This is a genomic window from Bacillus sp. FSL R5-0439, assembly GCF_038008805.1.
GTDB classification, from domain to species: domain Bacteria; phylum Bacillota; class Bacilli; order Bacillales; family Bacillaceae; genus Bacillus; species Bacillus safensis.
The window spans coordinates 2,632,671-2,646,011 of sequence record NZ_JBBOZW010000001.1 but is presented as its reverse complement, the minus strand read 5'-3'; the positions used below and the strand labels follow the sequence as shown (position 1 = coordinate 2,646,011).

At 40.4% G+C, this 13,341-nt stretch carries 13 protein-coding genes; 7 read left to right on the top strand and 6 right to left on the bottom strand.

From position 1 onward, the window contains the following. Positions 1-212 precede the first annotated feature (212 nt). Both NST59_RS13560 and NST59_RS13555 read left to right on the top strand, forming a co-directional pair. Positions 213-791: an esterase/lipase family protein gene (locus NST59_RS13560; RefSeq protein WP_369880183.1), complete on the top strand. Its 579-nt coding sequence runs from the start codon at positions 213-215 to the stop codon at positions 789-791. A 203-nt stretch (positions 792-994) separates the two neighbouring features. After that, complete coding sequence (locus NST59_RS13555) at positions 995-1,561, top strand: cysteine hydrolase family protein (protein WP_126681469.1); 567 nt, start codon at positions 995-997, stop codon at positions 1,559-1,561. A gap of 44 nt (positions 1,562-1,605) precedes the next feature. On the opposite strand, the gene NST59_RS13550 is transcribed toward NST59_RS13555, so the two are convergent. The 3 genes from NST59_RS13550 to NST59_RS13540 all read right to left on the bottom strand — a co-directional run bounded on the left by NST59_RS13550 (position 1,606) and on the right by NST59_RS13540 (position 3,857). Beyond that, entirely contained in the window at positions 1,606-2,160 is a 555-nt protein-coding gene (locus NST59_RS13550) for a hypothetical protein (RefSeq protein ID WP_327842256.1), read from the bottom strand. Between the two features lie 296 nt (positions 2,161-2,456). Further along, positions 2,457-3,059, bottom strand: coding sequence for a 30S ribosomal protein S4 (rpsD, locus tag NST59_RS13545; RefSeq protein ID WP_039180654.1), 603 nt, complete (start codon positions 3,057-3,059; stop codon positions 2,457-2,459). Positions 3,060-3,359: 300 nt separating this feature from the next. After that, positions 3,360-3,857 (bottom strand): GAF domain-containing protein, encoded by a 498-nt coding sequence (locus tag NST59_RS13540; protein WP_024426170.1) that lies wholly within the window; start codon positions 3,855-3,857, stop codon positions 3,360-3,362. A gap of 126 nt (positions 3,858-3,983) precedes the next feature. Between NST59_RS13540 and refZ the strand changes: the two genes are divergently transcribed. Continuing rightward, the gene (gene refZ / locus NST59_RS13535; RefSeq protein WP_341040748.1) at positions 3,984-4,649 is read left to right on the top strand and encodes a forespore capture DNA-binding protein RefZ; all 666 of its coding nucleotides are present in this window, start codon (positions 3,984-3,986) and stop codon (positions 4,647-4,649) included. Here refZ and hisJ read toward each other — a convergent pair. Then, a complete protein-coding gene (hisJ, locus tag NST59_RS13530; protein WP_341040747.1) occupies positions 4,619-5,434 on the bottom strand; it encodes a histidinol-phosphatase HisJ in 816 nt (271 codons plus the stop codon). The genes refZ and hisJ overlap by 31 nt on opposite strands. A gap of 339 nt (positions 5,435-5,773) precedes the next feature. Between hisJ and ezrA the strand changes: the two genes are divergently transcribed. Further along, a complete protein-coding gene (gene ezrA, locus NST59_RS13525) occupies positions 5,774-7,477 on the top strand; it encodes a septation ring formation regulator EzrA (RefSeq protein WP_059375186.1) in 1,704 nt (567 codons plus the stop codon). 41 nt (positions 7,478-7,518) lie between these two features. On the opposite strand, the gene brnQ (NST59_RS13520) is transcribed toward ezrA, so the two are convergent. Then, complete coding sequence (gene brnQ / locus NST59_RS13520) at positions 7,519-8,862, bottom strand: branched-chain amino acid transport system II carrier protein (protein ID WP_039180646.1); 1,344 nt, start codon at positions 8,860-8,862, stop codon at positions 7,519-7,521. Positions 8,863-9,077: 215 nt separating this feature from the next. Continuing rightward, a complete protein-coding gene (brnQ, locus tag NST59_RS13515; protein ID WP_039180644.1) occupies positions 9,078-10,418 on the bottom strand; it encodes a branched-chain amino acid transport system II carrier protein in 1,341 nt (446 codons plus the stop codon). Positions 10,419-10,604: 186 nt separating this feature from the next. Here brnQ (NST59_RS13515) and NST59_RS13510 point away from each other — a divergent pair, with 186 nt between their 5' ends. The 3 genes from NST59_RS13510 (at position 10,605) to NST59_RS13500 (ending at position 13,259) form a co-directional block, all read left to right on the top strand. Continuing rightward, positions 10,605-11,747: a cysteine desulfurase family protein gene (locus NST59_RS13510; RefSeq protein ID WP_039180642.1), complete on the top strand. Its 1,143-nt coding sequence runs from the start codon at positions 10,605-10,607 to the stop codon at positions 11,745-11,747. 4 nt (positions 11,748-11,751) lie between these two features. Next, positions 11,752-12,957 carry a tRNA uracil 4-sulfurtransferase ThiI gene (gene thiI, locus NST59_RS13505; RefSeq protein WP_039180639.1) on the top strand — a complete coding sequence of 402 codons (1,206 nt, stop codon included), beginning with the start codon at positions 11,752-11,754 and terminating at the stop codon, positions 12,955-12,957. An 89-nt stretch (positions 12,958-13,046) separates the two neighbouring features. Then, positions 13,047-13,259 carry an alpha/beta-type small acid-soluble spore protein gene (locus tag NST59_RS13500; protein ID WP_024424829.1) on the top strand — a complete coding sequence of 71 codons (213 nt, stop codon included), beginning with the start codon at positions 13,047-13,049 and terminating at the stop codon, positions 13,257-13,259. Positions 13,260-13,341 lie beyond the last annotated feature (82 nt).

Genomic DNA, 13,341 nt, shown 5'->3' with positions numbered 1-13,341 from the left:
CTTTTTGTTTGAATTTAAAAAAGTCCAAGGTGCTTTTTGATTATTTATATTTCTGTAAAATCATCTCATAAACATTACCTTGTTCACTTTTCTGACATATTTTTCTTTTATAAAATAGAGTCGTATAAGATGAATAAGGGGGAATGAAAGTGATTTTTGTTAAGAAAAGGAGTTTGCAAATTCTCGTTGCGCTTGCATTGGTGATTGGTTCAATGGCTTTTATCCAGCCAAAAGAGGTGAAGGCGGCTGAGCATAATCCGGTTGTGATGGTACATGGTATTGGTGGTGCCTCTTATAACTTTTTTTCTATTAAAAGTTATTTGGTTGGACAAGGCTGGGATCGAAACCAATTATATGCTATCGATTTCATAGACAAAACAGGAAATAACCGCAACAATGGTCCGCGTCTATCTAAATTCGTCCAAGATGTGTTAAACAAAACGGGTGCCAAAAAAGTAGATATTGTGGCTCATAGTATGGGCGGGGCGAACACGTTATACTATATTAAAAATCTTGATGGCGGAGATAAAATTGAAAACGTTGTCACGATTGGTGGAGCAAATGGACTCGTTTCAAACAGAGCATTACCTGGCACAGATCCAAATCAAAAAATTCTTTACACATCTGTCTATAGTTCAGCCGATCTCATCGTCGTCAACAGCCTCTCTCGCTTAATTGGCGCAAAAAACGTCCTGATTCACGGCGTTGGACATATCGGTCTATTAACCTCAAGCCAAGTGAAAGGCTATATTAAAGAAGGACTGAACGGCGGAGGACAGAATACGAATTAAAAAACGAAAAAAGACAGCGGTATATGCTGTCTTTTTTGATGTCAATTGGCATATGGCAGCTGTTAGATGAAAGAGACCTTGAAAAGAAGCATAACGATGACGCAAAACAAAGCATCGTACATAGCCGAATAAAAACATGTACAAAACGATCACCATTCCTTACACTACATGTAGTGAATAAGAATCTTCGGAGGTGGGCGTTTGTGAAAACGAATCAAAAGGCTTTCATCATTGTAGATGTACAAAAAGCGTTCGAGCATGAAAAATGGGGAGAACGCAATAACCTAAAGGCAGAGGAAAATATTAGCCGGCTATTGACGTTTTGGAGAGAGAAAAGCTGGAAAGTGATTCATATTCAGCATACATCCGACAATCCGGAATCTGTCTTTCATCCAGCAAATGAAGGGCACCTTTTTAAAGATATTGCTAAACCGCTAGAGGAAGAAACGGTGATACAAAAGAAAGTCAACAGCAGCTTTATTGGTACTAACTTAGAGGAACATCTAAGATCAAACCAGATTGACACGGTCGTCATCGCAGGATTAACAACCCCTCACTGCGTTTCAACGACCACAAGAATGAGCGGAAATCTTGGCTTTGATACGTACTTGATCTCAGATGCAACAGCTGCCTTTGGATTAACGGATCAAAATGGTACATATTTTGACCCAGAAACGATCCACCGGCTCTCACTTGCAACCCTGCATGATGAATTTGCGACTGTTATGACAACAGAGCAGCTCATCGCAAAATGGACAAGTCCAGAATGAACGTTTGAAAGCTCCTAGAAAGAGATCTAGGAGCTTTTATCATGCTAATGATATGTGTCCAGCGATTGTTTTCGTTGTTTCATACGTGAGTAAAAGAGATCAATCTCAATAAATAAAAAACTGACAAAGAATGATAAAATTAATACACCGGAATCCCCTATCGATACATTCATTAAATTTAAGTAAAGGACATACTTGATGGAGAGATGTAAAACGATCCAAGAACTCACCCATTCCAAAGTATAAGTGAGCCATACAGGAAGTTTAAGGAGATAAGCCAGTCCTTTTCCTATGAATAGAAGGAAAGGTGACCAAAAAACAACGATAACACTCACGAACAAAGAGAAAGAGATCAAAGAAAAAAACGAATCATACGTGATGGTTTCTCCAAAAAGAAAATTCACGCCTAAAACGGTGATGTATAGCAATACACTAGGAATCGCGATCACAAAGCAGATAGAAAAAAAGAGCAGGAAGATAAACAGACTTGCAGCAAATCTATTGGGCGGTTCATCTATGATTTGTTTTTTTCTTAAAAGAGAATAGGCGATCACTGATAAGATTAAAAGTAAGAATAGAATGATTGTGATACTAAACATGGAACTCCTCCATCTAAGTACTATAGAAGACCATACGACTGATACGTCATCTATCATTATTGTACCAATAGAAAAAAGGCATTTCAATGAAATATTTCCTATATTTGTATATAAAAATAGAGACAGGTTTGATTGAAGTAAGAATGGAGCAGGCAACCGGGGAAAATAAGTGTTGAAAATGGAAGATGACTTCAAATGATTTCATGTATAATTGAGAACATACAAAAAACCCTAGAAAACCTTGAACAATCAAGGGATCTAGGGTTTGTTTGCTCTCTCTTAGAGAAGTAATGAAATTAACGAGAGTAGAACTCAACGATAAGTTGTTCGCTGATTTCAGGCGCTAATTCAGAACGCTCTGGAAGACGAGTGAAAGTTCCTTCAAGCTTTTCAGCATCGAAAGAAAGGTATTCAGGAACGAAGTTGTTTACTTCAACTGATTCTTTCACTACTGCAAGGTTTTGAGATTTCTCACGAAGAGCAATCGTTTGACCTGGTTTCACAGAGAAAGATGGGATGTCTACACGGCTTCCATCAACAAGGATGTGACCATGGTTTACTAGCTGACGAGCTTGGCGGCGAGTACGAGCAAGGCCAAGACGGTATACTAGGTTGTCAAGGCGAGTTTCAAGAAGGATCATGAAGTTTTCACCTTGTTTACCAGGAAGTTTAGCAGCTCTGTCATATAGTGTACGGAATTGACGTTCGTTGACACCGTACATGTGACGAAGCTTTTGCTTCTCTTGTAATTGTAAACCGTATTCAGATAGTTTTTTGCGTTGTCCTGGACCATGTGGGCCTGGAGCGTAAGGGCGTTTTTCAAGTTCCTTACCTGTTCCGCTTAATGAAATGCCTAAACGGCGGGAAATCTTCCAACTTGGACCTGTATAGCGAGCCATAATGTGACTCCTCCTTATTGTTTTTATTTGTGAAAAATAAAAACCGTCTGTTCTTCCTCTTCTTCGTCATTATGTTTTCATGCATCCTCGCTCCAGCAGCAGGGAGTTACAAGATGCACCTTCAAATAGAAGGAACAAAATGATACAAAAAAGCCGAACAAAAAGGCTGCCATATTTCACACAAACTCTATTATATGACGCTGGGTATGAGAAGTCAACCTATTTAGAGGCAAAGGTGACGTTCCCCATTATATAAAGAAACATAAAAAAGCAGACAATGTGCCTGCTTTTTCTGCATGATTACGCATCCGTAGAGACAGATAACGCCTGTTGAAGAATCTCTGTAAATTGAATAAGGTAGGTCTCATCTACTTCACTGAAGCGGTCTTTCACAGGACTGTCAATATCGAGCACCCCAATGATCTGTCCATTGACTTTTAGCGGAATGACTATTTCAGATTGCGATGCGGCGTCACAAGCAATATGTCCAGGGAATGCATGGACATCAGCGATACGCTGCACTTCACCTGTCGCAAACGCTGTACCGCAAACGCCTTTTCCAGAAGGGATGCGCACACATGCAGGCAGTCCGTTAAATGGTCCAAGCACAAGCTCGCCGCCCTTTGCTAAATAAAACCCCGCCCAATTGACTTCAGGAAGTGAGTGATAGAGTAATGCAGCTGCATTTGCCAAGTTGGCAATCAGATCAGGTTCACCATCTGTAATGGCTTCTACCTGTTTGACAAGCAATTGATAGTCTTTTGAAGGATCGCCAGACTGTTTTTCGACATGAAACATGAAAATCTCCTACTTTCTATCTTAAAAATACATAACTTGCGTTTCGCATGTGGGATTTGTCGAGCAATTGTAAAAGGAACTTCTGCCTTCATCTTGAAGTATGTACACATGAAGAGGGGTGAGCGGATGAAAACATCAACAACCGTGCAAACAAAAGACCGTATTATGGATGCTGCCATCAGACTTTTTAACCAAAAAGGATTTTCTGGAACCTCTGTCCGTGAGATTGCGAAGGAAGCAAGCGTCAACGTTGCCCACATTTCTTATTACTTTCAAGGAAAAGGAGGGCTGCTTGAGCAGCTCGTATCCGATTTTTATGAAGGTTACATTCACATGATTGAATCACATCTTCATCACATGGAAACCCGTCACGCAAAAGAATGCTTACTACATGTGGTTTTTGATATTTTATCTTATCAGCACAAGCACCGTCAATTAACCCGTTTCGTTTATCGGGAGGTGACGATTGATTCGACACTCATCAGAGAAATCATGTCGACATATTTAACAAAAGAAAAGTATTTGTTTCAGCTTATCATTGAAAAAGGAAAAAGCACCCATGTTATTTGTGAGCAGCTGTCACTCGCATCCTTTATGATTCAGCTGAAATCACTTCTCATGATGCCATATTTACAGCCGCAATATTTAACAGAGGTGCTTTATTTGAACCCAAGTGAGCCGTATTTCTATCAAATGTACTTTAAAGAGCTGAGCCGCTCGCTTCATCATCTGTTAGAACCAAAAGAGCCGGCATTAGATTCTCATCTGAACCTCATGATGTCCTCGAATTGATCATACGCATATCCGAGATCTTCCGCTTGATGGGCATCAGAGCCGAATATGAGCGGAATTTTTTTCTTTTTGGCAAGGTCAATCATCCATGGATCTAAATAGATACTTCTGGCATATGTTTTACGAAGACCTGATGTATTAAAATCTAAGGACATGCCTTTTTTTGCCGTTTCTTCAAGGCAAAGGGTGACCTTTTGACAAAGTTCAGATGACATTTCATATGGAAAAAGCTGTTTGAATTTCTGGACAAGGGTGATATGACCGATTCTCTTTGGCTTATATTGGCCTAAAGATGATAGAATAGAAGAATGAATTTGGTCATAGTAGCTTTGGTAGACCTGTTCGATGCTGCCATAGATGCTTATTAGCTGCTGGAAGGCATGCTCGTCAAAATCAAGGCAAATATAATCATCGCCAGCAGGAAGAAAGTGTACAGATAAAATGGAGTCGTCTAGCTCTGGACCGTAGCAGTCTAAAAAGGTTCTAGTTTCCTCTTCATACTCTTTGATAAAGTCAACCTCAAGCCCAGTTTTTACTATTAATTGTCCTTTGTATTCTTGTTTCAGCTGAGCCAGTTTCGTGATATACGCTTCAAGGTCTTGGAGCTTCATGGCACTATCCTGCTCAGGTGTTGGATCTTGAAACGATGGAGGCAGCGGGGCATGCTCGGTAAAGGTTATGGAATCAAATCCCTTTTTGATGGCTTTTTCAATATAAGAATGAAAAGAATCAAGCGAACCGTGCGGGCAAAACGGTGTATGTAGATGTGCATCTTGTTTCAGCATGTCGTCACCTCTTGTCGATATTTTGAAAAACGTAATGTTTATCAGCGAAAATAATGAAAAATCATGACCAAAAATGCTGGTTACATGGTATCATAATAACAATGAAAACGACAGCTTCCGCATACATAAAAGCAGGTCACATTGATACGTGTGATCAAATGATAGAAAGCGCACAAATACTTTCTTGAAAAAACATACATAAAACCGTGAATGGATGGTATTGGAAAACATACGATCCTGCTTATAAAAACAAATGCAAAGCGGACACGAAAGGGTTCTCAGGTCTACTCGGGACACTTTTACCCTGACATCACTTAGATCACAACAAGGGGGCTCATTATGGAGTTAATCATCGGTTTAATTGTCATTTTGCTTGCTTTGTTTTCAGTCGGTTATTTCCTGCGAAAAAATATATATAAAGAGATTGACCGATTGGAAGCATGGAAAATTGAAATTTTAAACAGATCAATTGTAGAAGAAATTTCAAAAATCAAACATTTAAAAATGACCGGAGAAACAGAGCAATTTTTTGAAAGATGGCGTGCAGAGTGGGACGATATCGTCACAGCCCATCTTCCAAAGGTTGAGGAGCTATTATATGATGCAGAAGAGTATTCTGATAAATATCGATTCTCCAAAGCCAAGCAGGTTCTTACGCACATTGAGGACTTGCTGAGTGCTGCTGATTCGAACATTGAAGACATTTTAAAAGAGATTGCAGACCTTGTCACAAGCGAGGAGCAAAATCGCAAGGACATTGAAAAGGTCAAAGAACAATATCAAACAGTTCGAAAAAATCTGCTTGCGTACAGCCATTTATACGGCACCCTTTATGACAAAATGGAGCAGGACTTAGATGAGGCCTGGGAAGGGATCAAGCAGTACGAGGAAGAGACAGAAAACGGAAACTATATGAAAGCAAGAAAGATTTTGCTTGAGCAAGACCGCAGACTCGATCAGCTTCAGCTGTATATCAATGATGTACCGAAGCTCATTGCAGACTGCAAACAAACCGTACCAGGCCAGCTGACGAAGCTGAAAGACGGATATAAAGAAATGACAGACAAAGGCTACAAGCTTGAGCACATCCAGATCACTAAAGAGCTTGAGAACTTAAACAAACAGCTGACCCGTGCGGAAAAACTGCTGATTGATGAACTCAATCTGGATGAAGCATCAAGCATTCTCCAAATGATTGATGATGCAATTCAGACGCTGTATGATCAGCTTGAAGCGGAAGTAGAAGCAGGGCAGGAAATCAAAAGCAAAATGCCTGAGCTGACGGAAGCATTTGAAAAGCTCGAGCAGGATCACACGCAAACAAAGGCAGAAACAGCTCTTGTAAAAGAAAGCTACAAACTGACAGCCGGAGAGCTTGATCAACAGAAGGCGTTCGAAAAACGCTTAGAAGAAATTGAAAAGCTCATGAAACAAATTCGAGAGAAGCTTGATCGTGATCATGTCGCATATTCATTATTAATGGATGAAATCAATCAGCTCGAAACCTTTATCGATGATGCAAAAGCATTGCATGATACGTTTAAAGATCACCTTCAATCATTAAGAAAAGAAGAGCTGCAAGCGAGAGAAACACTGGCTGAGCTCAAAACGATGCTGACAGATACAGTGCGTCAGCTGCAAAAAAGTAATATTCCAGGTGTACCTGCTGACATGAAAGAGCAGGCTGAAAAAGCGCAGGAGATGATTCAGCAAGTGCACGAGCAGCTTGAGAACCTGCCGCTCAACATGCCAGCCGTGAATGAGCAATTAAAAGAAGCCTCTGACACAGTGAGACATGTTGTGGATGAGACGGAAGAAATGCTCACTAAAGTGGATCAAATTGAACGAATCATTCAATACGGTAATCGTTTTAGAAGCCAAAATCATATTCTTTCTGAACAATTAAAAGAGGCAGAGCGAAGATTTTATGCATACGATTATAACGGTTCATTTGATGTAGCAGCGGCAGCTGTTGAAAAAGCATCACCTGGATCTGTCCAAAAGCTTTTAGCTCAGCAGGAAAAAGAATATCAGCATCAATAAAAAAAGCTGAAGTCCATTGATAGGACTTCAGCTTTTTTGTATTATGACGCCTGTTTTTGGCGTTCTTCTGAAGCAGAAGAAGTGAAAAGTGAGATCAGGAATCCAATGGCGACTCCAAGTATCGCAGGGACAAGCCAGCCAATGCCAAGGTCATAAAAAGGCAACACTGTTTGGAAGATGTCTTTTACTGGACCGATTGGAAGCTTTGCTGCTGCTAATCCGTCAAATAAGCTGACGCACCCTGTTAAAATTAACGAGAGGACATATACTGGTCTTCTATGTCCAAGCCATTTATCAGCAAGTGATAGAACGATGATCACAATTGCCAGAGGATAAATCGCTGTTAAGACTGGAACAGAGAAAGCAACGATATGAGCAAGTCCAAAGTTAGAAATGATGAAACTAAATAATGTAACAAGTGTCACGACCATTTTATAAGAAAGTTTAGGAAGTAACTTTGAGAAATACTCTCCGCATGATGTGACAAGACCGATACTTGTTGTTAAACAAGCGACTGTAATGGCAGCACCTAATACAATATTTCCAAGACTTCCGAAAAGGAACTGAGAAGACTGAGCTAAGATTTTGCTTCCATCTCCCACGAATCCAATGGCATGTGTACTAGAAGCACCTAGATACGCAAGTGACAGGTAAACGAAGGTTAATCCAGCAGCTGCAATCAAACCTGCTTTGATACAAGCAGAAGCCAGTGCCTTTTTACTTGTCACACCGCGTCCTTTAATCGCGTTGATGACAACAATTCCAAATACAATAGAAGCAAGAGCATCCATCGTTTTATAGCCCTCTAAAAATCCTTTGAAAAACGATCCGTTGCTATAAGATACATCTGGTGTACCAATCACGCCCATTGGCGTCAAAATGGCTTTGACAATGATAATAAAAATGATCGTAAATTTAATCGGTGTTAATATTTTCCCTACACGATCCACGATTTTCGTTGGATTTAAAGCAAGGTAATACGTAATACCGAAAAAGACGAGTGTAAATAAAAGAAGGGACAGCCAAGCTGGTACACTTGATAAAAATGGTAATGCGCCAATCTCATACGAAACTGTTCCTGTACGCGGAATAGCGAAAAGCGGCCCAATGGATAAATATAAAATGACGGTGAATGCTGTTCCAAACACTGGATGAGCCTTATCCGCAAGTCCTTTTGCATCACGTCCTGTTAAAGCGATCGCAATAATACCTAGTAGAGGTAAACCGACACCTGTTAATAAAAATCCGCCCATTGCTCTCCATACATTTGTTCCAGCATATTGCCCAAGCTCTGGTGGATAAATCATATTTCCGGCGCCGAAGAATAAAGCAAATAACATAAAACCTATAATAACCGTATCTTTCGTCGACAATGTTGCCTTCATTGAATATAAAGCCTCCAATATTATGTTGAAATATTCTGTTAATTAGTTGTTAAAACCGTTCTTCATTAACATTCACTAATTATAAAGGATGTACGCCTGATGTCAACATGTGTTTTCATACAAAAGTCATGAATTTTTCTATTTTAGTATATGAAGAACATAAAAAAACATCCCCTTCTCCTATGGAAAGGGATGTTTTTTGTTTTGATGCTTGATTAAGCAAGCTGTTTAGGTGGACTCGTGAATAAAGAAATAAGAAGTCCAATAATAGCTCCAAGAACGGCAGGGATTGCCCAGCCGATCCCAAGTTTATATAAAGGAACAACAGCTTCTAAAAATTCAGGTAATCCGCCAAGAGGGATTTTCGCTGCCACGAGCCCATCAATCACAGCAAAGACACCTGTGAAAAGGAGTGAAGCGATATAAATGATTCGTCTTCCATTGATCCATCGATCAATAAAAGATAAGAGAATGATCACGATGGCTAACGGATAAATCGCAACAAGCACTGGAACAGAGAGCGAAATAATTTGTGCCAGTCCCAGGTTTGCTACAAATGTACTGAATAAAGATACAACTAAAACAACTGTACGATAAGAAAAGCGTGGAAATAGCGTAGAAAAATATTCTCCGCAGGATGAAACAAGTCCAATACTTGTGGTCAAACAAGCAAATAAAATCGCAGCCCCTAACACAATATTTCCAGCAGAACCAAATAAAAAGTTTGCCGCAAGCGAAAGGAGTTTTCCCCCATCATTTGCTCCGACCATACCTGTAGCCTCAGGACTTGATGCTCCGACATAAGCGAGTGATATGTACACAAGAGCTAGTCCAGCAGCTGCGACAAGCCCCGCTTTAATACAGGCTGCTGCAATCGATTTACGTTCTGTAATACCACGCTCTTTCACAGCCGTGACAACGACAATTCCGAAAACGATTGAAGCAAGAGCATCCATCGTTTTGTAGCCTTCTAAAAAGCCGGTAAACAGCGGGCTTCCTTCATAGGTTGGATGTGGACTGCCAATTCCACCCATTGGTGTTGCGATTGCTTTGATCACAATTAAAGCAATGACAGCGAGTAAAATTGGTGTTAAAATTTTACCGATTCGGTCAACAAGCTTCGATGGATTTAAAGCAAGAGCATAGGTAATGCCGAAAAAAGCAATTGAAAACAAGAATAATGGAATCCATGATTCAGACTGCGCTTCAGACAGAAACGGCGCCAGCCCAATCTCATAAGAAACAGTCCCAGTACGAGGGATTGCAAAGAAAGGTCCAATGGATAAATATAAAATGACGGTGAAAATGGTACCGAATGTAGGATGAGCTTTATCAGCAAGCCCTTTTGCACCTGTTCCTGTCAAGGCAACGGCAATGATGCCTAGCAGCGGAAGTCCCACGCCTGTCAGTAAAAATCCACCGATCGCAAGCCATACGTTTTCACCTGCGTACTGTCCAAGTACAGGAGGGAATATCATATTGCCTGCGCCAAAAAAGAGTGCAAACAACATTAAGCCGATGGCTAATGTGTCTGTTTGACTTAACTTATTTTTCATAAGGTTATCCCCCTATTATTTTATTTTTCCGCCATGTTTAAATATTCTGTTAATTTAGGAAAAAATATGACAATGGCACTATGCATGATATAGTGAATTGATGAGGTTGTCAATATACCGCTTTATATTGAAATAAAAGGAATTCGGATCATATTAGTTAAACGCAAGAGGATAAGGAGTTTCGCAATGATGTATCTTGATAATAGTGCAACCACAAAACCGTACCCTGAGGTTTTACAAGTATATCAGCAAGTGAGTGAGCGTTATTTTGGAAATCCATCTTCGCTTCATCAGCTCGGAATAGATGCAAGCCGGCTGTTAAATGAAACGAGAAAACAAATGCTTCACTACACGGGCTTAAAACAATATGAGATTATTTTTACTTCTGGTGCTACAGAAGCGAATAACATTGCCATTAAAGGAGCAGCACTTGCCAAAATGAATCGGGGCAAGCACATTGTGACGACAGCAATTGAGCATCCTTCTGTCATTGAATCGTTTGAACAGCTAAAGGCGTTATTTGGCTTTGACATCTCCTATATTCAAGTAAATGAGCAAGGCCATGCAGATATGACGCATTTAAAAGAAGTGCTTCGCCCTGATACAGTGCTTGTCAGCATGATGCACGTCAATAACGAAACGGGTGCCATCCAGCCGATTGAAGAAGCTGCTGGCATCATTCGTGAGCATACCGAAAACGCGCTTTTTCATGTCGACGGGGTGCAGGGAATGTGCAAAGTAGCACTTAATAAACAGCTGGATGTAGATCTTTTGACGATGTCAGGTCATAAAATTCATGGCTTAAAAGGCACAGGCGCACTCTTTTTAAAGAAAGATGTCATTCTCGCCCCTTTCATTACAGGCGGAGAGCAGGAATTAGGGCTTCGTTCAGGTACTGAAAACCCTGCTGGAGCTGTCAGCTTGGCAAAAGCCATGAAACAATCATATGAACAGCTTGACAAGCATCACGATGAGATGCTGAACTTAAAAACGCAGCTGCAAAAACAGCTTGGAGACATAGAAGGTATTGTGATGAACACACCGAGGGCGCAAAGTGCGCCGCACATTGTGAATTTTTCAGTGCCGGGTATTCAAATTGAAGTCCTCCTCCATATGCTTGAAAAAGAAGGCATATATGTTTCTACAACCTCTGCCTGCTCAGCCAAGAAAAAAGAGCCAAGCCGTGTACTGCTGGCGATGGGAAAATCAGAGGAAGTGGCCAAAAGCAGTATGAGAATCAGCTTGACGTATGGACAAGGACCAGAGCTTGCATCGCAAATCATCACATCGATCACACAAAGTGTGAAAAAATTAAAAGGAATGAGATAACAGCATGAAATATGATCATATTTTAGTCCGTTTTGGTGAGATCTCAACAAAAGGGAAGAATAGAAAGAAATTCATTGAAAAACTAAGACAGCACATTCGGTTCGTCTTAAAGGATTTTGAAGCATTGAAGTATGCTTCTGATAGAGACCGTATCACGATTATGCTGAACGGAGAAGACCCTGAACCGATTTCAGAACAGCTCAAAAGTGTATTTGGCATTCAGAGCTTTAGTCTTGCGGTTAAATGTGAGACAAATCTAGATGCGATTAAAGATGCGGCACTAACAGCGGTACAGGAAGTGTATGAACAAGGGAATACATTTAAAGTGTCAACGAAACGTTCTTATAAACAATTTGAACTTGATTCAAATGAAATGAATCGCGAAATTGGCGGACATGTTCTAAGAAATACGGAAAACTTAACAGTCAATGTGAAACAGCCAGATGTGCATTTACGCATCGAAATCAGAGAGCAAGCCACGTACATTACATTTAAAGATGTCAAAGGTGCAGGCGGCCTGCCGGTTGGTTCTAGCGGAAGAGCGATGCTCATGCTTTCAGGCGGCTTTGACAGCCCAGTTGCCGGCTATCAAGCAATGAAACGCGGAATTCAAATTGAAGCTGTGCATTTCTTTAGCCCTCCGTATACAAGTGAACGTGCGAAACAAAAGGTGATTGATCTTGCAGAATGCCTAGCAGCATATGGAGGCGAAGTGAAGCTTCATATCGTACCTTTTACAAAAATTCAAGAGCTGATCCACAAACAAGTACCTGAAAACTATACGATGACATCAACAAGAAGAATGATGCTGAAAATAGCTGACAAAATAAGAGAAAAGCGTGATGCCCTTGCGATTATTACTGGTGAAAGCCTTGGGCAAGTGGCAAGTCAGACACTTGAAAGCATGTATGCCATTAATCATGTGACTAATACACCAATCATCCGCCCGCTCATAGCTGTCGATAAAAATGACATTATTGATGAAGCAAGAAGAATTGGCACATACGATACAAGCATTCAGCCTTTCGAGGATTGCTGTACGATCTTTACGCCGCCGTCCCCTAAAACAAAACCAAAGCTTGAGAAGGTAGAACGCTACGAAAGCTTTGCTGATTTCGAGCCGATGCTGGACGAGGCAGTAGAGCAAATTGAAACGATTATTGTGACAAATGAAAAGAAAACGGCAGATGAATTCGCTGATTTATTCTAAAACGAAAATTTCATAATAATTACCATAAAATCAATCGCATGAAGTCATGTGTTTCTACACATTCTATATTCACAAGGAGGTGAGAACACATGGCTCAACAAAACAGACAAAGCAGTTCTAACCAATTACTAGTACCAGGCGCTGCACAAGCTATCGACCAAATGAAGTACGAAATCGCTTCTGAATTTGGTGTAAACCTTGGTGCAGAAACTACATCTCGCGCTAACGGATCAGTTGGTGGAGAAATCACTAAGCGTCTTGTATCTTACGCTCAACAACATATGGGTGGCGGATCTTTCTAAGACACACAATTTAAAAGCTATGGCTTATGAGCGGGATGATTCCCGCTCTTTTCTTTTTGTACATATAAATAGTTAGAATATT

Excerpts from the sequence above, each read along its gene's own strand:
- NST59_RS13560 (WP_369880183.1), top strand. The coding sequence starts at position 213 with ATGGCTTTTATCCAGCCAAAAGAGGTGAAGGCGGCTGAGCATAATCCG.
- NST59_RS13550 (WP_327842256.1), bottom strand. The coding sequence starts at position 2,160 with ATGTTTAGTATCACAATCATTCTATTCTTACTTTTAATCTTATCAGTG.
- rpsD (WP_039180654.1), bottom strand. The coding sequence starts at position 3,059 with ATGGCTCGCTATACAGGTCCAAGTTGGAAGATTTCCCGCCGTTTAGGC.
- NST59_RS13540 (WP_024426170.1), bottom strand. The coding sequence starts at position 3,857 with ATGTTTCATGTCGAAAAACAGTCTGGCGATCCTTCAAAAGACTATCAA.
- refZ (WP_341040748.1), top strand. The coding sequence starts at position 3,984 with ATGAAAACATCAACAACCGTGCAAACAAAAGACCGTATTATGGATGCT.
- hisJ (WP_341040747.1), bottom strand. The coding sequence starts at position 5,434 with ATGCTGAAACAAGATGCACATCTACATACACCGTTTTGCCCGCACGGT.
- ezrA (WP_059375186.1), top strand. The coding sequence starts at position 5,774 with ATGGAGTTAATCATCGGTTTAATTGTCATTTTGCTTGCTTTGTTTTCA.
- brnQ (WP_039180646.1), bottom strand. The coding sequence starts at position 8,862 with ATGAAGGCAACATTGTCGACGAAAGATACGGTTATTATAGGTTTTATG.
- brnQ (WP_039180644.1), bottom strand. The coding sequence starts at position 10,418 with ATGAAAAATAAGTTAAGTCAAACAGACACATTAGCCATCGGCTTAATG.
- NST59_RS13510 (WP_039180642.1), top strand. The coding sequence starts at position 10,605 with ATGATGTATCTTGATAATAGTGCAACCACAAAACCGTACCCTGAGGTT.
- thiI (WP_039180639.1), top strand. The coding sequence starts at position 11,752 with ATGAAATATGATCATATTTTAGTCCGTTTTGGTGAGATCTCAACAAAA.
- NST59_RS13500 (WP_024424829.1), top strand. The coding sequence starts at position 13,047 with ATGGCTCAACAAAACAGACAAAGCAGTTCTAACCAATTACTAGTACCA.